The sequence below is a fragment of the Microvirga subterranea genome, assembly GCF_003350535.1.
Lineage (GTDB): Bacteria > Pseudomonadota > Alphaproteobacteria > Rhizobiales > Beijerinckiaceae > Microvirga > Microvirga subterranea.
This window is the reverse complement of record NZ_QQBB01000001.1, coordinates 19608-40278: the sequence shown is the minus strand read 5'-3', so window position 1 is coordinate 40278 and position 20671 is coordinate 19608. Positions and strand designations below refer to the sequence as shown.

The 20671-nt window shown below is 62.7% G+C and carries 18 protein-coding genes; 14 read left to right on the top strand and 4 right to left on the bottom strand.

Annotated elements, in window-relative coordinates:
• Nucleotides 1-96 precede the first annotated feature (96 nt).
• The 8 genes from DES45_RS00145 (at nt 97) to DES45_RS00110 (ending at nt 7988) form a co-directional block, all read left to right on the top strand.
• Nucleotides 97-633: a (2Fe-2S)-binding protein gene (locus DES45_RS00145; protein ID WP_114767959.1), complete on the top strand. Its 537-nt coding sequence runs from the start codon at nt 97-99 to the stop codon at nt 631-633.
• On the top strand, nt 630-1643 hold the full coding sequence (locus DES45_RS00140) for an FAD binding domain-containing protein (RefSeq protein WP_114767958.1): 1014 nt from the start codon (nt 630-632) through the stop codon (nt 1641-1643). Before DES45_RS00145 ends, DES45_RS00140 begins: the two co-directional genes overlap by 4 nt.
• A 2-nt stretch (nt 1644-1645) precedes the next feature.
• The gene (locus tag DES45_RS00135; RefSeq protein WP_114767957.1) at nt 1646-3940 is read left to right on the top strand and encodes a xanthine dehydrogenase family protein molybdopterin-binding subunit; all 2295 of its coding nucleotides are present in this window, start codon (nt 1646-1648) and stop codon (nt 3938-3940) included.
• 9 nt (nt 3941-3949) lie between these two features.
• Nucleotides 3950-5005, top strand: coding sequence for an XdhC family protein (locus DES45_RS00130; protein WP_114767956.1), 1056 nt, complete (start codon nt 3950-3952; stop codon nt 5003-5005).
• Between the two features lie 7 nt (nt 5006-5012).
• Entirely contained in the window at nt 5013-5627 is a 615-nt protein-coding gene (locus DES45_RS00125) for a nucleotidyltransferase family protein (protein ID WP_114767955.1), read from the top strand.
• A gap of 103 nt (nt 5628-5730) precedes the next feature.
• Nucleotides 5731-6675, top strand: a complete 945-nt coding sequence (locus DES45_RS00120) for a dihydrodipicolinate synthase family protein (RefSeq protein WP_114767954.1) — start codon at nt 5731-5733, stop codon at nt 6673-6675.
• The gene (locus DES45_RS00115; protein WP_114767953.1) at nt 6672-7448 is read left to right on the top strand and encodes an SDR family oxidoreductase; all 777 of its coding nucleotides are present in this window, start codon (nt 6672-6674) and stop codon (nt 7446-7448) included. Before DES45_RS00120 ends, DES45_RS00115 begins: the two co-directional genes overlap by 4 nt.
• A gap of 315 nt (nt 7449-7763) precedes the next feature.
• Entirely contained in the window at nt 7764-7988 is a 225-nt protein-coding gene (locus DES45_RS00110) for a dodecin family protein (protein ID WP_114767952.1), read from the top strand.
• A gap of 6 nt (nt 7989-7994) precedes the next feature.
• On the opposite strand, the gene DES45_RS00105 is transcribed toward DES45_RS00110, so the two are convergent.
• The 4 genes from DES45_RS00105 to DES45_RS00090 form a co-directional block, all read right to left on the bottom strand.
• Complete coding sequence (locus tag DES45_RS00105) at nt 7995-8432, bottom strand: universal stress protein (RefSeq protein ID WP_114767951.1); 438 nt, start codon at nt 8430-8432, stop codon at nt 7995-7997.
• Between the two features lie 54 nt (nt 8433-8486).
• The gene (locus tag DES45_RS00100) at nt 8487-9323 is read right to left on the bottom strand and encodes a universal stress protein (RefSeq protein WP_114768774.1); all 837 of its coding nucleotides are present in this window, start codon (nt 9321-9323) and stop codon (nt 8487-8489) included.
• Nucleotides 9324-10248: 925 nt separating this feature from the next.
• On the bottom strand, nt 10249-12651 hold the full coding sequence (locus DES45_RS00095) for a PIG-L family deacetylase (RefSeq protein ID WP_114767950.1): 2403 nt from the start codon (nt 12649-12651) through the stop codon (nt 10249-10251).
• 19 nt (nt 12652-12670) lie between these two features.
• Nucleotides 12671-13897 (bottom strand): ROK family protein, encoded by a 1227-nt coding sequence (locus tag DES45_RS00090; protein WP_114767949.1) that lies wholly within the window; start codon nt 13895-13897, stop codon nt 12671-12673.
• A gap of 183 nt (nt 13898-14080) precedes the next feature.
• On the opposite strand from DES45_RS00090, the gene DES45_RS00085 reads away from it, so the two are divergent.
• From DES45_RS00085 to DES45_RS00060, 6 genes are read left to right on the top strand one after another with little or no spacing between them, the layout of a single operon-like run.
• Nucleotides 14081-15334 (top strand): sugar ABC transporter substrate-binding protein, encoded by a 1254-nt coding sequence (locus DES45_RS00085; RefSeq protein ID WP_114767948.1) that lies wholly within the window; start codon nt 14081-14083, stop codon nt 15332-15334.
• A gap of 10 nt (nt 15335-15344) precedes the next feature.
• On the top strand, nt 15345-16262 hold the full coding sequence (locus DES45_RS00080; RefSeq protein ID WP_425374247.1) for a carbohydrate ABC transporter permease: 918 nt from the start codon (nt 15345-15347) through the stop codon (nt 16260-16262).
• A gap of 8 nt (nt 16263-16270) precedes the next feature.
• Nucleotides 16271-17122 (top strand): carbohydrate ABC transporter permease, encoded by an 852-nt coding sequence (locus DES45_RS00075; protein ID WP_114768772.1) that lies wholly within the window; start codon nt 16271-16273, stop codon nt 17120-17122.
• Nucleotides 17123-17125: 3 nt separating this feature from the next.
• The gene (gene argH / locus DES45_RS00070; RefSeq protein ID WP_114767947.1) at nt 17126-18643 is read left to right on the top strand and encodes an argininosuccinate lyase; all 1518 of its coding nucleotides are present in this window, start codon (nt 17126-17128) and stop codon (nt 18641-18643) included.
• Complete coding sequence (locus DES45_RS00065) at nt 18643-19740, top strand: ABC transporter ATP-binding protein (RefSeq protein ID WP_114767946.1); 1098 nt, start codon at nt 18643-18645, stop codon at nt 19738-19740. Before argH ends, DES45_RS00065 begins: the two co-directional genes overlap by 1 nt.
• Nucleotides 19728-20645, top strand: a complete 918-nt coding sequence (locus DES45_RS00060; protein WP_114767945.1) for a carbohydrate kinase family protein — start codon at nt 19728-19730, stop codon at nt 20643-20645. Before DES45_RS00065 ends, DES45_RS00060 begins: the two co-directional genes overlap by 13 nt.
• Nucleotides 20646-20671: the final 26 nt, after the last annotated feature.

Below are 20671 nucleotides of genomic sequence, written 5' to 3'. Positions count from 1 at the left end.
GTTATGTTTCCCGAGGGGATGGCGAAGCTTGCGTTTTGCCGGAACAGCCGGCCTGTTCGTCTGCCATTCCTCGTCTCTCGATCCTGGGGACCAGGCATGGACACATTCTCTCCCTTGAAGGCGGCGCCTCTGTCGCGCCGCGCCGGCACCCGCGACACCATTGAAGTCGTACTCAACGTCAATGGCCGGAACCATCGGCTTGCGGTCGACCCGCGGGTGACGCTTCTCGACGCCTTGCGGGAGCATCTCGGCCTCACCGGTTCGAAGAAAGGGTGCGACCAGGGGCAGTGCGGCGCCTGCACTATCCATGTCGATGGCCGGCGTGTGCTGTCCTGCCTCACTCTTGTGGCCATGGTCGAAGGCAAAGCCGTTACCACCATCGAAGGTCTTGCGCCTGAAGAGGGGGGACTCCACCCCATGCAGCAGGCTTTTCTCGATCATGATGCCTTTCAGTGCGGCTACTGCACGCCGGGCCAGATCATGTCGGCGGTCGCTTGCGTCCGAGAGGGACTTGCGACGACCGATGACGATATCCGCGAATATATGAGCGGCAATCTCTGTCGTTGTGCCGCCTATCCCAACATCGTCGAAGCCATCAAGCAGGCTCGGGCCGAGATGGAGGAGCAGCCATGAGGCCCTTCTCCTATGACCGCGCCCATGACCTCGCCTCCGCCATCAGGGCAGCCTCAGCTCAGGTCGAGGTGCAGAACCGCGCCCCGATCCAATTCCTCGCGGGCGGAACCAATCTCCTCGACCTCATGAAGATCGACGTCATGAGGCCAGAGCGTCTCGTCGACATCAATCCGCTCGAAGACTCGCTATCGGAGATCGTTGCAGACGGTGATGGATTGCGCCTCGGCGGACTGGCGCGCATGAGCACGGTGGCGCATCACCCGGATGTCGAGAAAAACTATCCGGTTCTGTCGCAGTCGCTCAAACTGGCTGCGAGCGCGCAATTGCGCAACATGGCGAGCCTCGCCGGCAACGTGCTGCAGAGGACCCGCTGCTCCTATTTCCGCGACGTTTCCTGGGGCGCGTGCAACAAGCGCGAGCCCGGCAGCGGCTGCGCAGCCATCGGAGGCGTCAACCGCAAGCATGCGGTGCTGGGGACGAGTCCACACTGCATTGCCACCTATCCGGGGGACTTCGCGCAGGCTCTCATTGCTCTCGATGCGACGGTCGAGATCACGGGTCCGAAAGGCGAGCGGCGCATCCCGGTCCATGAGCTTCACCGCCTCCCGGGCGACACGCCGCATATCGAGAACACGCTCGCGGCCGGCGAGATCATCACGGCGTTTCAAATCCCGCGGAAAGCCTGGGCCAAACGGTCTCTCTACCTGAAGGTACGCGACCGCGAGTCCTATGAGTTCGCTGTAGCGTCCGCCGCCGTCGCGCTCGACCTTGCAGACGGCGTGGTTCGCGATGTCCGCATCGCACTGGGTGGGGTCGCAACCATCCCGTGGCGAGCCGTTGCGGCGGAGGAAGTCCTCAAAGGAAAGCCTCTGACCGAGGATATTGCCCGATCTGCAGCGGAAGCGGCTTTCGAGCCGGCCCGGACCCATGGCGAGAATGACTTCAAGCCGGAACTTGGACGAAACACGCTCGTGCGGGCCCTGCTCGACGCCGCGAAGCTGGAGGCCTGATCATGAATGCTCCCACGACCTTTGATGGCGGCATGATCGGCAGGCCCACGCCCCGCATCGACGGGCGCCTGAAGGTGACGGGCACCGCCTGCTACCCTTCCGATTTTCCGCTCGAGGACACGGCATACGCGTATCTCGTCACCAGCGCGATCGCACGTGGGCGGATCAAGGCCATCCATCTCGAGGAGGCGCAGCAGGTCGAGGGTGTGCTCGACATTCTGACCTACGAGAATACCAAGGGCAAGGTGCGCAAGGTGCGCGCCTTTTCCGGAGGCGGCTACACCTCGACCACCATCATGCCGATGGATTCGCCGAAGGTCTGGCATGACGGGCAGATCGTTGCGGTGGTCGTCGCCGAAACCTACGAGGCAGCCCGCGAGGCCGCGCACAAGGTCCATGTCGAATACGATGAGCGCAAGCCGAAGCCCGGATTCGACAAGCGCCGGCCGCAGCCCCGGCAGATTTCCAATCCGCTCTCAAGCTCGGATCCGCAGACGGGCGACGCCGAAACCGCATTCCAACACGCAGATGTTAAGGTCGAGGCCTACTACACGACGCCGACGCAGCATCACAACCCGATCGAGCTGTTCACCACCACTTGCACCTGGTCCGGAGATCAGCTCACGATCTACGAGCCGAGCCAGTTTGTGCACGGGCTCAAGAACGGTGTCGCCAAGCAGCTCAACATGAATCCCGAAAAGGTGCGGGTCATCTCGCCCTTCGTCGGCGGAGCTTTCGGATCCAAGGCGGCGCTGACGCCTCGCACGGCGTTCGTGGCCCTGGCGGCCAAGCGCCTCAACAGGCCCGTCAAGCTGGTGCCGACCCGGTCGCAGAGCTTCGATGTCTCCACCTATCGGGCGGAGACCCAGCATCTCGTGAAGCTCGGAGCCGACCGCAATGGCCGGCTGACCTCTCTGCATCACGAGGGATGGGAGGTCAGCTCGCGGCCCGACAATTACAAGGTGGCCGGAACGGAGACGACCTCTCTCCTCTACGCCTGTCCGAACATCTACACCAAGGTCCATATCGTTCACGCCGACCGCAATACTCCGGGCTTCATGCGCTCGCCGGCAGAGGTGCCGTATGTCTATGCGCTGGAAAGCGCGATGGATGAACTCGCAACGGCGCTCGGCATGGACCCGGTCGAACTGCGCCGCATCAACGACACGATGGTCAACCCGATCGACCAGAAGCCTTATTCGAGCCGGGCGCTGATGGCATGCTACGATCGGGCCGCCGAAGCCTTCGGCTGGTCGAAGCGCAATCCCGAGCCGGGCTCGATGCATGACGGAGACTGGCTCATCGGATGGGGTTGCGCAACGGCCTGCTACCCGACCAACGTGGCGCCGGCGCAGGCGCGGGTAACGCTTGCACCGAACGGGAGAGCGCGGGTTCAGACCGCAGGGCACGATATCGGAACGGGAGCCTATACGGCCATTGCGCTTACGGCCGCCGACCGGCTCGGCGTCCCGCTGGAGAATGTCAACGTGGAGCTGGGAGACAGCTCTCTGCCGCCAGCGCCCGTTGCGGGCGGATCGAATGCGACCGCGAGCATCTGCAACGCCGTCGCGATGGCCTGTGACGAGATCAGGGAGCGGCTCGCCCAAGGAGCCGTTCACGCAGACGGTCAGCTCGCAGGCGCCGATCCGGGCGACCTCCGCCTCAGCCAGGGCAAGCTCGTGGCTCCCGACGGCAAAAGCGAGCCCTTGAAGGAGGCGATCATGCGCCTCGGGTTCGGACCCGTGGAAGCTCATGCGAAGTACACGCCGGAGATCGCTTCGGCTCCCGTCAAGCTGATGGGCCACAAGCTCATCGAGGGCGGGATCTCGGCCATGACGTCCGGCAGCTCCGTCAAGGACCATGTCCAGTATGCGTTCGGTGCCGAGTTCGTGGAGGTCCGCATCCACAAAAGGACGCGCGAGATCCGTGTTCCGCGTATCGTCGGAGCCTTCGCGGCAGGCCGCATCGTCAGCCCGACGACCGCGAGGAGCCAGCTGCTTGGCGGCCTTATCTGGGGCGTGGCCTCGGCGCTGCACGAGGCGACTGAGATCGACGAACGGGTGGCTCGCTACGTCAATGACGATCTTGCCGAGTATCTCATCCCCGTCTGCGCCGATATCAAGGATGTGGAGGTCATCTTCGTGCCGGAAGAGGATCACCAGGTGAATGCCCTCGGCATCAAGGGGCTGGGCGAACTCGGCAATGTCGGCACCAACGCGGCGGTCGCCAACGCCGTCTATCATGCAACCGGACGGCGGATTCGGGATCTGCCAATCCGCATCGAGGACCTTCTCTGAGGGATCGGAATGAGCGGGGCCCTGCACCATGTCGAGGCGGACTGGCCGGCCTTCGGCTTGAACGATGACGTTCGCCCTGCCTTGCAGGCCGCCGTCGAGTCCGGCTGGGATTCTGTCCTCGTCACCCTTCACACGGCCATCGGCGGTGGGCCCCGAGGCATTGGCGCCCAGATGGTGATCACGCGGAATGCGGTGAGCGGCTACCTGTCGGGGGGATGCGTCGAGGCGGACGTGACCCGCCATGCGCTGGCGGTCCTGGCCGATGGCCAGCCGCGTCGCCTCATCTACGGTGAAGGCGGTCCGATCGACATTCGCCTTCCCTGCGGGGGCAGGATCGAGCTGCTGGCCGAGCGTATCCCCGCAGGCGACCCGGCTCTATCCGCTCTCCTCCGGTTCTCAGTAGAGCGGATGCCCTGCGTGTGGATCAGTGATGGCCAAAGGCGCTTCTGCCTGGAGGTGGAGGACCGCGGTTCTCCTGACGAGGCAGTGAGCGCCGCTCTCGCTGCCGTACGACGGAACGCCATGCGGGCCGGATCTCGTGGGGACATGCTCCATCGGCTTTACGCGCCGCAGCAGCGTTTCGTCGTCTTCGGACATGATCCGACCGCCCTGGCAATGGCCATGCTCGCTGGCCAGGTCGGGATGGAAACCTTCCTGGTACGCCCAAAAGGACCCATGGCTCCTCCGCCCATCCCGAACATCCTTTATATCCGCGAGCGACCCGCGGATGCTCTGGCCCGGATCGGAGCAGATCCCTGGACTGCCGTGGCTGTTGCCATGCACCAGGAGGAGGACGACCAAGAGGCTTTGGTGGCCGCACTGTCGTCGAAGGCCGGCTATGTCGGCCTTCTCGGCAGCAGTCGGCGGCTCCCGCGCAAGCTCGCACGCTTGGTCGAGGCAGGCATTTCTCCGGTCGACCTGAAGCGACTCAAGGCTCCGATCGGCCTGAAGATCGGCGGCAATTCCCCTTGGGAGATCGCCACGGGTGTCATTGCCGAGGTCATCCAGGCCTCGAGCGAGTTGTCGGTCTGCCGCGCCTCCGTCCGATCCGCCGCTGCCGCCTGAGACCAGCATGGCGGAGTTCCACGCCCTTGTGTTGGCGGCCGGAGCAGGCACCCGCTTCGGCGGGCGCAAGCTTCTGGCCCCCTGGGGCGGAGGCGTCCTCCTTCACGGTGCGCTTCAGGTCGCTCTTTCGGCTCCCGTCGCGGGCGTGGTTCTCGTGACCGGTGCGGATTCTAAAGAGGTGTCTGAAGCCGCTCAGGACTTTGCCGCGACTTGGACCAATGCGCCGGACGTGCATGTCATCCACGCGCAAGACCATCGCGACGGTCTCTCGGCTTCCCTCCGGGCCGGATTGGCCGCTCTGCCCCCATCCGCGTCCGGCGCCTTCATCTTCCTGGGCGACATGCTTTGCATTCCGAGTACGGTACCGGCAGCCTTGGCCGATGCAATGACGTTACCGAATATCCTTGCCGCGGCGCCTGTCTATGAGGGCAGGCGCGGGCATCCGGTGCTTGTATCCGCATTCTTGTTCCCGCAACTTGCGGCGCTTCACGGAGATCAGGGCGCGCGCCGTGTCCTTGATGGGCTCGGGCCCGCTCTCGCGCTTGTCCCGACCTACGATCCGGGCGTTCTCCTCGACGTGGACGAGACCGCCGATCTGGCAAGGATCCTTTCGGCCCGGTGAGCCGCTCCGAGGTCCGCTCTTGCGTGCCAATCAAGTTCACCGGTGCACTCGGCGAAAAGCCGGTGTAAGGAAAGGCGCCGAGTTTCTCCCTTGAAGCTCCGTGATGGAGGAAACATTGCTCACAAGCGCTGCCGAAGGCGTCTATGTCATCTGCCCGACGCCCTTTGAATCCGATGGCCGTCTCGATATCGCCTCGACCGACCGGATGGTCGAAGCCTATCTGAAGGCCGGCGCCACGGGTCTGACGATCCTTGGCATCATGGGCGAGTCGCCGAAGCTTGCGGCCGAGGAATCGCTGACTTTCGCCAAGCAGGTCATGTCCACCGTCGCCGGGCGGGTTCCGGTCGTGGTCGGCGTTTCCGCCGCGGGCTTTGCGGCCATGTCGGGCCTGTCCCGCAAGGTGATGGACGTGGGCGCCGCAGGCGTCATGATCGCTCCCCCGTCGACCCTCAGGACCGACGATCAGATCGTCTCCTACTACGCGGACGCCGTCGAGGCGATCGGAGCCGATACCCCCTTCGTGATCCAGGATTATCCGCTCGCCACCAATGTGGTCATGACTCCCAAGGTGATCATGCGGATCATCGAGCAGAGCCCGTCCTGCGTGATGCTCAAGCATGAGGACTGGCCCGGTCTCGACAAGATCACGACCCTGCGCCGTGCCAGCGCCGAGGGGCAGGTCCGTCGCGTTTCGATCCTGTGCGGCAATGGCGGCCTGTTCCTGCCGTTCGAGATGGAGCGTGGGGCCGATGGCGCCATGACGGGCTATGCCTATCCCGAGATGCTCGTCGGCGTCGTGAACCTCATCAAGCAGGGACGCCGTCAGGAGGCGCACGACCTCTTCGACCGGCATCTGCCGCTGGTGCGTTATGAGACGCAGCCCAACCTCGGCCTCGCGGTGCGCAAATACGTGCTGAAGAAGCGCGGCATCATCGCCTCCGACACGCTGCGGAAGCCGGGTCCGAAGCTGAGCCCGGAGACGATTGCTGAAATCGATTGGCTGATGGAGCGCATCGAGCGCTCGCAACAGGGGAGCCTTGCGGCATGAAGACTGGATTGGAGGGGAAGCGCGCGCTCGTTCTCGGCGCCAGCAAGGGGCTGGGCTTCGGCATTGCCCAAGGGCTCGCCGAAGAGGGCGCTCGCGTCGCGATCGCCAGCCGGACGATGGACGGATCGAAAGCCGCCGCCGAGAAGATCGGCAACGGCGTCCTGCCTTTCGTCTGCGATACGGGCAAGGTCGATCAGGTCGATGCCCTGGCGAAGGACGTGACGGATGCGCTCGGCGGAGTCGACATTCTGGTCCTGAACAGCGGCGGTCCGCCGCCCGGGAAGGCGCAGGGTGTGTCGAGCGATCAGTGGCGCACGTCGTTCGAGGCGATGTTCGTCAACCTGGTGCGGATCACGGATCAGCTTTTGCCCGGCATGATCGAGCGCAAGTTCGGCCGCATCATTTCGGTGATCTCGTCGGGCGTCATTCAGCCGATCCCGAACCTCGCCATCTCCAATGCGATCCGCCCGGCCCTCGTTGGTTGGGGCAAGACCCTGGCGGCCGAGGTTGCGTCGTCGGGTATTACCGTGAACGCCGTCGCGCCGGGACGCATCGCCACCGACCGTCTCAAGCAGCTCGATGCCGCCAATGCGGAGCGGACAGGGCGCTCGGTCGACGACGTCGCGGCTGCGGCGCGAGCCGGCATTCCGGCCGGCCGCTACGGTGAGATCGAGGAGTTCGCGGCGGCGGCCGTCTTCCTGGCGAGCGAAAAGGCCTCGTTCATGACGGGATCGATCCTGCGCGTGGACGGTGGCCAGATCTCCTGCACCTGAAAGGGTTCTCGGGACGGGGATCAACCCCGTCCCGAGGCATGTCATTTCAACCGTCGAGAGCACAGGGCGCTCGATCCGTGAATGCCTCCTGACCTGTCATTTTCGGCAGCCGGCATCCCGTGCCGAGCCTCACAGGGGCAGACGTTCCGATTCGAGCAGTGCGAAGGCCGAGGCTGGGACTGCCGAGAGGAAGTTGCCGAACTCACAGGAGCCCGATTTCCTAGTAAGTCACCTTTCTAGCCTGGTCTCCTGGATAGTCGTTCTTGTCGCGCTTGATCGCTGCTACTCTTGAGCGGACCGCTTCAGGAGGAAGCCATGACCCTGCTCAAGTCGATCGAGGTGGTGGCGGAGTCGGATCAGAGTTGGGAGGATGCCGCCAGACGGGGCATTCGGATCGCCTCGCAGACGATCCGCAACATCCGTTCCATGTCGGTGACGGATTTCGAAGCCGTCGTAGACGGTGACGAGATCCGGCTGTTCCGGGTGCACGCAAAGATCGCCTTCGCGCGGGAGCCTATGGACGACGGCGTCGCTCGCTGACGGCGGCTATCGTACGACGAGGACGGGGATCTTCGAGTGGGTGAGCACCTTCATGGTTTCGCTTCCCAAGAGAAGGGCCGAGACGCCGCTACGGCCGTGCGAGGCCATGACGATGAGATCACAACGCCGGCCCTCGGCGGTCCGGATGATGGCCTGATAAGGCTCGTCATCCTCCAAATGGATCTGGGTCGCCTCGATTCCCGCCGACCGTGCGACCTCAAAGGCTTGGGACAACGTCTTGATCGCCTCCTCCCTCATGTGCTCCCTGAAGGTGGAGGCAGTCTCTTCGACCTGTTCGGCGTCGAGAGCGAACACGTGAAATCGCTCTGAGACCGTGAGCAGGCTGACGGCAGCACCCAGCGCCTTCGCCAAGCCTACGCCATGATCGACGGCGCGGCCGGACAGCGATGAGCCGTCGGTTGCAATGAGAATATGGCTGTACATGAGTTCCTTCCTCCTCTCTCCGTTGCATCCGACACCAACGACTTGCGCTCGTGGTCAATAGGATAGAAGCAGCGGAACCGGGCAGCCCTTCAGCATGGTCTGCGTAACCCCTCCGAGTACGAGTTGCCGCCAGCGTGAATGCACAAAGCTTCCCATCACGAGCAGGTCGGCTCTGAAGATCCCGAGCTGCGAACGGAGAGTTTCGCCAGCATCGCCTCTCTGAAGCGGCAATTCCTTCAGCGTGCAATCGACACCATGGCGGCTCAGGTGCGGAGCAAGCTCTGCTCCCGGGAGCGAGGATGACAGGTCCTTTTCTCCTACAACCGAAGCGATCTCCACCTGCTGTGCGGCTTTCAGGAAAGGCAGGGCATCGTGCACCGCGCGGCTTGCTTTGGCGCTGCCGTCCCACGCCACCAGAACTCTCTCGACCCGGAAGACGTCCGTTCCTTGAGGTACGATCAGCAGCGGTCGTCCACCGTTGAATAGGACCTCTTCAAGAATGCCTCGACCGAGGCTCAAGAAGTCCCGCTCCGCATCGAGGACGGTCACGTCATGGACGCGGCTTCGGGCTGCAAGAGCTGCCGCCAGATCGGAATAGGGCTTCTGCAGCACCTCGACGCTGCAGGGAACTCCCGACGCCCGGGCACCCTGCTGGGCCTGTTCAAGCGCCATCAGGGAAGCCTCATGGAGGCGACGGTTCTCCGCAGCAACGAGGCCTGCCGCAACATTGCTGACGAAGGCGTGCGTCACCAGCATTTCGGGGGTGGGGGCATAGATCGAAGCGTGGGCGGAAGCCTGCTGCGCGAGGGAGAGGCCGTAACGCAGGGCAGAGGACGGCTTTTCCTCGCCGCCGGAAATACCAACGAGAATGCTTTTGATGTCTTGAACCATCCAGCGCTTCTCCTGCTTCGAGAACAAACTGACATGGTCGGAAGGTGGCGAAATTGATTATGCTCAAGGATGCTGAAAAGATCCCTCTGCTCCCGAAGGCGCAGGCGCCCCGCGAGCAAGTGTTCTCGCGTGAGCCGGTTCGCACCCTCGGTCAGAGCTGACGGTCGTCATTGCGACGCTGGACAGGCCCGGTCTCATAGGAGAAAGGCTAGCGAAGCGCCTGGACGTCGAGGGGTTCACAGTTCTGGTGGAACTGTCGGGGGAATGCCGATCGGCTCACCGGGCATCGGAGCATCGTCGGGAGTGTCCGGCGGAATGCTCACGGGCTCCTCCCTCCCGGGCACGCCTGAAGGCGGGGGCTCGGGGTTGACTGGATCGGGGTTCGGAGCCGGAATGTCCGGGCGCGGTTCGGAGGGGGAGGGCGTGCCAACCATCAATGCGCATCCCTTCTATCGCTTTCGCGCGGCCGCTCCATGACCTTCCTCCGCGCGACGGGCTCATAAGCACTCTCAGGCTATGATTATAGGGGTATTTGGAACGATTGGAATTCGGGCGCTTCCAGCGTCTCACAAACACAGGTGCAGGCTTCCGAATAAGCTCGGCGGTCCGTGAACCAATAGGCTCGATCAGGGTTTCCTGCATGGTTGAACCATCGAGAGGCCCTTCGGCTTGGACACCATGCTCCTTCTCACGAGCGGCCGGCAAGATCTCGGCAGCGGTCGCCCCTTGCCGGATGAATTCTATCCGAAGCCGCCGCCAACGGAGCCAGTCCCGGTTCCGCCAGCTCCCACGGATGCGCCACATCCCCTGGAATCGCCCACCATTCCGTCGCCCATGCCCGAACAGGCTCCAGAGCCCAAGCAGCCGGTGATCCATCCGACGCCACAGCCGGAGGTGCCTGGGCACCCGTGACAGTATGGCTGTGCTATGCCGGCTGGGCGAGATTGGCCAGAATCCGGAATGCTCCCGGCACGAGCCTGTCGAGCTGGTGGTGGAGCGCAAGGCTGACGTGGGTGTGGCGCCCATGTCCGATCGTGCCTGAGATAAGGCCGCCGAGGAGCGGTTTTTCGCCAGGATCGCTCATGCTGAGCAGCGGCTCATAAGCCTCGTCCCACACTGATGCGAAGTAGAGCCCACGCTCTTTGTCCCAACCCTCCCAGTCGTCGGGGCCGATCGGATTTGGGCCGGCCATCAAAGGATGGTCCTCACCGAGAACCTTGACCGTTGCTCTAGGGTCTGTCACGCGCCAACGTAGCGACGGTGCGCCGATGGTGATCGGCCGAGGCGGCGTCAGCCCTGGGTCCCAGCCATCGGTAGGCCTGTGGTAGAACGTCACCACATGCCCGCCCTCGCTCACGAAGCGGTGCAGGCGTGGGCAGGCCTCCGCGAGGTCAGGACGGGTTCCGAATGCAAAGATCCCTACCATGATGGTCGTGAAACGGGAGAGATCGCCCTGAAGGTCAACGCCATCAAGATCCGTCACGTCGAAGCCAAGCCGGACGAGCCACGTCCCGATTTGATCGTTGCCTCCGCCCACATAGCCGATTTTTGCTCCAGTCGGGAGCTGGACGTCCAGGACCAGCACCTTGAGGTCTTCGCGGCTGAGATGGGCCGTGCGGCCGATGTGAGGATAGGCAATCGGTGTCGAGCGATAGGCAGGATGTCCGTTCACACGTCCTTCGAGCCGATAGAGACCAGATTTCAGGTGCGTGGGGGGAGACACCCGAAAGCCATTGTCCCTCGGGTCGAGCGCCCATCCTGCCGGCGTCACGAGGTCGATGCCGGCATTGGAGGCATCTCCGTCGATCAAGCTTCTGATGAAGAAGGGCTCGTGAGTTCGGGATGTGGGGAGAAGAACGGTATCGGGGTCCAGCACGATGGACTGACCCGGGACGATGCGCATCGGTTCATCGAGATCGATTAGACGGCAGGCTCGATACCCATCCACCTCGACCATGGCAGAGAGGTGGATATCACCGTTGCCTCCGAGGACTCTGAAGCGAGCAGGATACGCCGTGGTGAGGGGGGCACCGGCCGGTACGGCGATTTCAAATGCCCTTGTATTGCCGTCGGACGAAGGGGCAGCCTCTCCTATGTTCTTGACGGATGCAGGCGCTACAGAAACTGCAACGTCTGGCCGGGTAAGGGCGTAATGCACCATCGCTCTCCGACCTGGCTTGACGACGTGCGGATCGGCCCAGCCGCGCACATGCACCCCGCTCGCTTCGATGACGACATCGTCGATTTCGCTGAGCTTGCGTTTCAGCTTGTGTTCGACCTCATCGAGGTATTCGTGAGGACAGGATGCAAGTGCCGTCACGATCGATTTGGCCGCTGCGATGGCTGCATTGCGTATCGAGGCGCGATCAGGAAAGGCCGCTCGCGCCTGCTCGAGCAACCGTTGGGCTGCAGCCAGATGGCGCGCCGGCTCCTCCGGGAGAAGAGTAGAGAGTTCGCCAACAGTCGCGGGAAGGCCGTCGCGGATATCCGATTCTTCATTCTGTGCGGCGGTAGCGTTCAAGAGCAGATGCAGAGGCCACGACCGGACAGGATCTTCCTGCCAGTGGCCCATGCCCTGTGACAGATGCGCTGCGCGGGACCATTCCCCGATATGCGCAAAGGGTGCTCCTGTCGCGACATCGTCTCCAGGGGCATGAACCACAAGGGTCGCTACAGGCGGCGGGACCTCGTCGTCATAGGTGGAGCCGCCACCGGACCACGCCGGCAGATAGAATTTTGAGACCTGCCACGGCCTCAACCCGGCTTCAAGATGTTCGGGAAATGCTTTCGGGTCAGCCGCGAGCGCAACTGCCCTTTCGGCGGCACGCGTCATGGCTCGGTGATGGCCATGCTGCCCAGGGACGTCGAGGAATGTGGGAATGACGATGTCCTGTCGTTCCTCACGATAGGCACGAACGAGGCGCTCGACGATGCGATCTTCGCCCCAGCGGCCCAGCGTGTCGTCACCGTTCTTGGAGAAGCCGAAATCGTGCACGGGATCGTCAGGTCCGTGGCCGAGCCACACGACATCCGCGTCGAGACGCCGCGCCGCCTCCTCCATCTCGCGTGTGCGCAGCACACCGAGTGCCGCTCCGCGCTCAAGTCCGATTGCGTTCTGGCCCCCTTCTCCTCGCGTCGAACAGGCAATCACGACACGCATGCCGAGGCCGAAGCGCAGCGCTGCCAGCATCCCGCTCGCCTCATCATCGGGATGCGCCCCGGTGTTCATGACGGTCAGGACGGACGAGAGGCGCTCGAGCTTGCGATGAAGACGCACGAGGGCAGGGTCGGCCATTTCCCTTGCGATACGTTCGTGGTCTCGCAGCATCGTTTGCTTGCTTTCCGTCTCAAGTCGATTGTTCGATTGCAGGTGCGGTATCGAGCTTAGGGGTCATCGTCTCTTGAAGGGGCAGAGCCGCTGCTCCTAGCGCTGCGGTGAGCAGCCCCGTCGTGCCCCTGATGATGCGCGGCAAGGCCCTCTTGCGCCGGCTGGCGACCGAAAGCGGCAGGGGCTGAAGGGATGCGATAAGGTCGTCGAGGAGAGTATCCGGAAGAGCGCCGCTGAAGACGATGCACTCCGGATCGAGGAGGTTCTCCAGCATCGCAATGACGGGAGACAGATGAGCCCCCGCTTCGGCGATCCACTCCTTCAGTGGAGCTGACCCCGCCTCATGAAGAGCCGCAAGGTCCGAGACCGTGCGGCATGAAACGCCGGCATCTGCGAGCTTTTCCTTCAGGGAGTGCAGCGAGGCATAACGCTCGAGGCAGCCTCTGTTGCCGCATGCACATCGCGAACCATCTTGCTGAACAACGATGTGGCCGATCTCGCCCGCATTGCCGAAGGCACCCCGCATCGGCCTCCCATCCACGACGATGCCAAGGCCGAGGCCCGCACCGAAATACAGGAGACAGAAGTTGTTCAGCTTGCGCGCAACACCATGCAGACGCTCGCCGACGGCAGCAGCGGTCGCATCGTTCTCGACGAGGGTACTGACGCCGGTGGCGGCGGTCAGAACCTGGGCAGCATCCTCGCCAACCCAGCCAGGCAGAGTCGTTGGTCCGACCGAGCTCATGCCATCGATGTCGAAAGGGCCGGGCATGACGACGCCGAGACCTAGGAGGCGGCGATGCGACCCGGAGGCCGTTTTGCAGATGCCGTCGATCTCCCGCTTGAGCAGAGGCGCGATATGGTCCGGGGTGGCATCCTCAAGCGGGAGCGTTCGGTTCGCTCGCACGCGGCCTGTCAGATCGACGAGAGCCATGACGAGGTGATCGGCGGCAATCTCGACCCCGATGGTCATTCCGCCATCCGGATTGACGGCCACCTGCACAGGTGGAAGGCCGCGACCGGCCCGCAGGCGACCGCATTCGAGCAGGAGTCCTTCGTCCAGAAGCTCGCTCACGATGTTTGAGACTGCCTGCGGGGTCAGATGAGCAAGCCGTGCAATCGCCGTGCGCCCAAGCGGGCCATGGAGCCGGACTGCATCCAGGACCACCCGCCGGTTGTGGGACCGGTTTCGCTCGGGGTTGTTGCCAATTGCAGCTTTCGGTGGAGGCGGGGTTGAGCGCGGCATGTGTGTCTCGTGTCGTGCACCGACGATGCCAGCGTTTTGTAATAACTCAAGTGAATTATTTTATTGACAGCGCGCGGTCCGCAGATGAGCTTTGTGGGATGAGCGGGACTTTGCCACGCTCGCATCGAGGGGAAGAATGCCACGCCGATGATCTCGATCGGCTGGCCAAGAGGAGGGTCACGCATGCGCCTCAAAAAGATGATCGCTGGTCTCGCATTCGGGATCAGTGTCCTGGCCGCCAATGCCGCCAGCGCCGTTGAAATCGAATACTGGCAATATGTCTTCGACACGCGCGTGAAGGCGATGGATCAGCTGATCCAGAAATTCCAAGCCGCCAATCCCGACATCAAGGTCAAGCACACGACCTTTCCTTACGCCGAGTATCAGACCAAGGTTGCGGCTGCCGTGACCGCCGGGCAGGGGCCCGACGTGGTTCAGCTCTTCTACGGATGGGTCGACGGCTTCGTCGCCGGCAAGCTCATTCAGCCGCTGCCGAAGGATGCGTTCCCGCACGACAAGATCGAAGCCGAGTTCTTCCCAATCGTGAAGGCGATGAAGCGCGGCGACGAATATTACGGCCTTCCGACTGCCGTCCGCTCCTTGGCGCTCTTCTATAACAAGAAGGCCTTCCAGGCTGCCGGGCTCGATCCCAGCAAGCCGCCGCAGACGCTCGACGAACTCGTCGCCGCTGCTGAAAAGACCGTCAAGCGCGACAGTGCCGGCAACATCGTTTCGGCGGGAATCACGCTCGACATGGCGGGGCAGGATCACCATTGGTGGCGAGAGGTCCTCGTACGCCAGTACGGAGGCACGCCTTACACTGACAACGACCGCAAAGTTGCGTACGACAGCGACGCAGGCTTGAAGGCCCTGCAATTCTACACCGACCTCCAGACGAAGCATAAAGTCGGCTCTGTCGGCTTCATGGACGAAGGGCAGGCGGCCTTCAAGGCCGGCCTTGCGGCTATGACGATCGACGGGACCTTCCGCCTTGGCAGCTTCAACGCGATCAAGGGCTTCGAGTGGGGGGTGACCGAATTGCCCGCCGATGCCAAGGGCATGCGCAGCAACTACGCCAGCTACTTCGCCAACGCGATCAGCAGCAAGGTGCAGGGCGAGAAGCTGGAGGCTTCGAAGAAGTTCCTGGCCTATATCAGCTCACCCGAGGCGATGGACCTCTGGCTGCAGACAGTCGGCGAGCTGCCGGCGCGCCGTTCCGCGGCGATGACGCAGGCAAACCTCGCCAACCCGATCTATGGGCCGTTCCTCAAGGGGCTGGAATACGCCCACACCACCATGTTCCTGGACGAGGCAGCCCAGCGGCAGACCGCGATCGACATGGTCAACCGTGTCCTGATCCAGAAGCAGGACCCGAAGGCCTCCCTGGCCGAGGCTGCAAAAGCCGAGCAGGCGATCATCGACCGAGCTGCGAAGTGAGGATCTGACCGTGAGAGCAGCGCCAGCGACATCAGGCCGTGCTTGGGACAGGCTGAGCCTGCGCCACAAGCGCGTCATCTGGGCTTGGGGTTTTCTGGCGCTGCCGATCGTCTTTTACGGGATGATCCGCTTCTGGCCGACGCTGGAGGCGCTTGCCCTGTCGTTCACGAACTGGAACCTCTTGAAGCCGGCGTCCTTCGTCGGCTTCGAGAACTACATCCGCCTCTGGAACGACCCGCTGTTCTGGCAGGTCTTTCGCAACACCTTCGCCTATCTCATCATCGGAACGCCGATCAGCCTGATCATCTCGTTCGTCATCGCCTATTATCTCGACCGCGTGCGTTTCATGCACGGGTTCATTCGGGCGCTCTATTTCCTGCCCTTCCTGACGACGGCCGTCGCCATGGCATGGGTTTGGCGCTGGTTCTATCAGCCGGTGCCCATCGGCGTCTTCAACGGACTGCTGACCTGGCTGGGGCTGCCTCAGCAACCGTTCCTGCGTTCGACGACGCAGGCGCTGCCAGCGATCCTGGCCCCTGCGGTATGGGCAGGCCTCGGCTTCCAGGTCATCATTTTCATCGCCGGGCTTCGAGCGATTCCGACTTCTTATTATGAGGCTGCCCGGATCGACGGCGTGTCCGAGTTCACGATCCTGCGCCGGATCACCATCCCGCTTCTCAAACCCACCATCGTGTTCCTCGTCGTTTTCTCCTCCATCGGCTTCCTGAGGATTTTCGACCAGGTCTACAACATGAATTTCAACGATCCTGGCGGTCCCCTCAACTCGACGAAGCCACTCGTTCTGATGATCTATCAGACGGCGTTCAAATCCTTCGACATGGGCTATGCCGCAGCGCAGACGGTGGTCCTTTTCATGATCCTCCTCGTCGTCTCACTCATCCAGCTGCGTATCCTGAAGGACCGCTGACGATGTCCATGAATGCAGCAACCCTGGACCATCGGTCTTCTTTCCGCTCCGTCCGGCCCGGTCAGGTGATCGCTTGGACGCTGCTCTTCCTGGGCGGCATCGTGATGATCACTCCGATCCTCTTCATGCTGTCGACATCTCTGAAGGATGCATCTCAGGTCTACGATCTGCGCCTCGTTCCGGAGAGCCCGACCCTCGACAACTACATCACGGTGCTGTCCGACGGCCGATTTCTGCGCTGGTTCCTGAACTCCCTCTTCGTCGCCGTCGCCGTTACCCTGTCGAACGTGTTCTTCGACTCGCTCGTCGGCTATACGTTGGCGAAGTTCCGCTTCCGAGGGCGATATTTCATCTTCATCGCGATCCTCTCGACGCTGATGATTCCGACCGAGATGCTGGTGATCCCGTGGTACCTGATGGCGAGCAGCTTCGGCTGGATCGACACATACTGGGGCATCATGTTTCCGGGCATGATGACCGCCTTCGGCACGTTTCTCATGAAGCAGTTCTTCGAGACCGTGCCGGATGAATTCCTCGAAGCCGCGCGGGTAGACGGCCTCAACGAATTCTCGATCTGGTGGCGAGTGGCGATGCCGCTCGTGACGCCGGCGCTGTCGGCGCTTGCCATCTTCACCTTTCTTGGGAATTGGACGGCTTTCTTCTGGCCGCTCATCGTCACCAACAGCCGCGAGCTCTACACCCTGCCGGTGGGTCTCTCGAGTTTCGCGGTCGAGCAGGCGATCCAGTGGGAGATGATCATGACTGGCGCCAGCCTCGCCACGATCCCGACTCTCTTCGTCTTCCTGCTGCTTCAGCGGTATATCGTGCGCGGCGTCATGCTCGCCGGACTCAAAGGGTGATCCATGGCTGTTACCCGTGACCCGCGACGCGACGACAAGAGCGTTTTCCCCGATCCGGTTTACAAAGAGACGGTGCTCCGCCCTCTTTTCGACGGAGCCAAGACCTATCACGTCGACGGCTTCCGTCGGATCGACCGGGCTCATCTGGTCATGCTGGCGGAAACCGGCATCCTGGACCGCTCCCAGGCTACCGCCATTGCTCATGCGCTCGAGGCAATCGACGCCGAAATCGACGTCTCGACCCTGACCTATACGGGTGAAGTCGAGGACTTCTTCTTTCTGATCGAAAAGGAACTCAAGCGCCGGCTTGGCCCGGATCTCGCCGGCCGCCTCCATACGGCGCGATCACGCAACGACATCGACCATACCCTATTCAAGCTTGGCTTGAAGGAGCGGGTCGATGAGCTGCTCGCGAAGGCTCGTCGTCTCACCAATGCCCTGATCCAGGTCGCCGCTCGGGAGGAGGGGACCTTGATCGTGGCCTACACCCATGGCCAGCCGGCTCAACCCACGACCTTCGGTCATTATCTCGGTGCGGTGACCGAGGTGCTGCTGCGGGACATTCAGCGCCTCGCCGCGGCGCGCGAGATCGTCGACCAATCTCCCATGGGTGCGGCGGCGATCACGACGTCGGGCTTCCCCATCGACCGAGATCGGATGGCCGAGCTCCTCGGCTTCGCGAAGCCTCTACAGAATTCCTACAGCTGCATTGCTGCGGTCGACTATGTCACCTCCGTCTATGGGGCGATCGAACTCATGTTCCTGCATCTGGGTCGCCCGATTCAGGATCTGCAATTCTGGACGAGCTTCGAGGTCGGTCAGGTCTATGTGCCGAACGCATTCGTGCAGATCTCGTCCATCATGCCCCAGAAGCGCAATCCCGTTCCTATTGAGCATCTTCGGCATCTGGCGTCCCAAACCTTCGGCAGGGCCCGGACCATGCTGGACGTGATGCATAACACGCCCTTCACGGACATGAACGACAGTGAAGGCGAGACGCAAGGCATGGGCTATGAGGCCTTCATTTCCGCAGGCCGCGTGCTCGATCTTCTGACCGCGCTGGTAGCCGAGATCCGGATCGACGAGGCACGGGTCCGGGACAACATCCGTAGGAGCTGCATTACCGTGACGGAGCTTGCAGACAGTCTCGTCCGCCGGGAAGGACTCTCGTTCCGTGAGGCGCATGAGATCGCAGCAGCGGTTGCGAGAGCCGTCGTGGCCATGCAGGGAGACCTGGCCAGCGACGGCTATGCCGCTTTCGTGAGCGCCTTCGAGCGCGCGGCGGGCAGGACAGCGACAATCGACGAAGCTGCTTTTGCCGAAATGGTCTCGCCCGACCATTTCGTGGCTGTGCGGAATCGGCTGGGAGGGCCGGCTCCGGAAGCGCTTCGGGCGGCCCTGAATGTCTGTCGCCGGCACTTGGCTGCTCTCGAAGAGCAGGCCAGTGCAATTGCGGGTCGTGAGGCTGCCGCCTCCGCCGAGCTTCAAACACAATTTCGCGCATTGATGGGAGAAGCCTGATGGCGACCATTGCACTTGACGGCGTCGTCAAGCGATACGGCAAAACGACGGCCGTTCATGGCATCGATCTAAATGTTGCGGACGGCGAGTTCGTCGTGCTCGTCGGCCCATCGGGGTGCGGTAAGTCGACGACGCTCCGCATGATCGCAGGTCTGGAGGATATCTCCGGCGGAACGATCAGCATCGACGGGCGGATCGTCAATGAGGCCGAGCCGAAGGACCGGAACATCGCCATGGTGTTCCAGAACTATGCCATCTACCCTCACATGTCTGTGGCGCAGAACATCGGCTTTGGTCTCTACACTTCCAAGCTGTCGGAGCCCGAGAAGAAAAAGCGCATCCAGGAGACGGCCGGAATTCTTGGCCTCGAGAACCTTCTCGATCGGCGGCCGTCGCAACTCTCCGGCGGCCAGCGCCAGCGCGTCGCGATCGGACGGGCGATGGTTCGCGATCCGGCCGCATTCCTGTTCGACGAGCCGCTTTCGAATCTGGATGCACAGCTGCGTACCCAGATGCGCCTGGAGATCAAGAAGCTTCACCAGCGACTCGGCACGACGATCGTGTTCGTGACCCACGATCAAGTCGAGGCCATGACCATGGCCGACCGCATTGTCGTCATGCGCGACGGGCGGATCCTTCAGGTCGGAACCCCGATCGAGCTGTATGAGAATCCGGCCGACGTCTTCACGGCGCGATTTATCGGCAGTCCGACCATGAATCTTCTGCCGGCGCGACTTTCCGAAAAGGAGGGCCAACGCGTGGCCGCTCTGAATGGCTTCAACGCCACAGCGCATCTGCCGGGCAGCCAAGCAATCAGATCCGACGGAGCCGACGTGCTCGTCGGTGTCAGGCCGCATGATCTGCATGTCGGCTCCGCCGATGGAGCTAACAATTTCACTCTCTTGGGCGAAGTGTCCGTCGTTGAACCGCTGGGTTCTGAGACCCTCGTCCATTTGGATCTCGGCGGAACGTCCGTCATTGCGTCTGCCCCCGGCAAGACAGTTCCAAAGGTAGGAGGGAGAGTCACTGTCCATGCGCAGCCGGGGAGCCTCTATCTGTTCGATGCCAAGACAGAACGGGCGCTATGCCGGATGTAAACTCCCCCGGGGCGGCGCCGGACGTCCTGTGCCTCGGGCGCACCTATTGCGATCTGGTCTTTACCGGATTGAGCACCCTTCCGGTTCTCGGGCGGGAGCTCTTCGCTGACGATGTCGCGGTCGTTCCAGGTGGGGGAGCATTCATCACGGCCGCCCATCTTGTCAGCCTCGGACGGTCTGCAGCGCTCGTCACCCGTCTGGGCGTCGATCCCCTGTCGGTGGGACTCGAAGAGCCGATTCGACAAACCGGCGTCGACCTCTCTTTCGTCGAAAGGGCGCGGGATGCCGGGCCGCAGATTACCGTCGCCATTGTGCAGCCTCAGGACCGAGCATTCCTGTCCCGGCGTGCGGGTCATGGACGTCCCGCAACTCTTGGGGCTGCCCTCGCTTGTTCCGGTGTTCGGCACCTACATATTGCCGAGTACGCAACACTGACAGAGCTTCCGGAGCTGATTGCCGAAGCCAAGGGGCGGGGGGTGAGCATCTCGCTCGATCCGAGCTGGGACGAGACCCTTATTCGCGATCCTGCTCTCATCGAGAACTGTCGCGGGGTCGACCTGTTTTTGCCCAATGTCGAGGAGGCTTCCGCAATTGCCGGAAGAGAAGATCCTGTTCAGGCTCTCGAGCATCTGACCCGCCATTTTCCACTGGTCGTGTTGAAGCAGGGACCTGATGGGGCAACCCTTGCCAGGGGAATGGAACGTTGTTCGCTTCGCGCTCCGACGGTCGATGTCGTCGATACGACCGGTGCGGGAGATGCCTTCAATGCGGGCTTCATCAATGCGTGGCTGAACCGAAAGGATGATCGAGCCTGCCTGGAGAGCGCTATTGCGGCCGGAAGCCTGTCCGTTCAGGCTGCCGGTGGCGCGACTGCGCTCTTACGGCATCCGGAAACAGTGGCCTGAGCGGGCCATTTTTGCTGTCGTCCTCC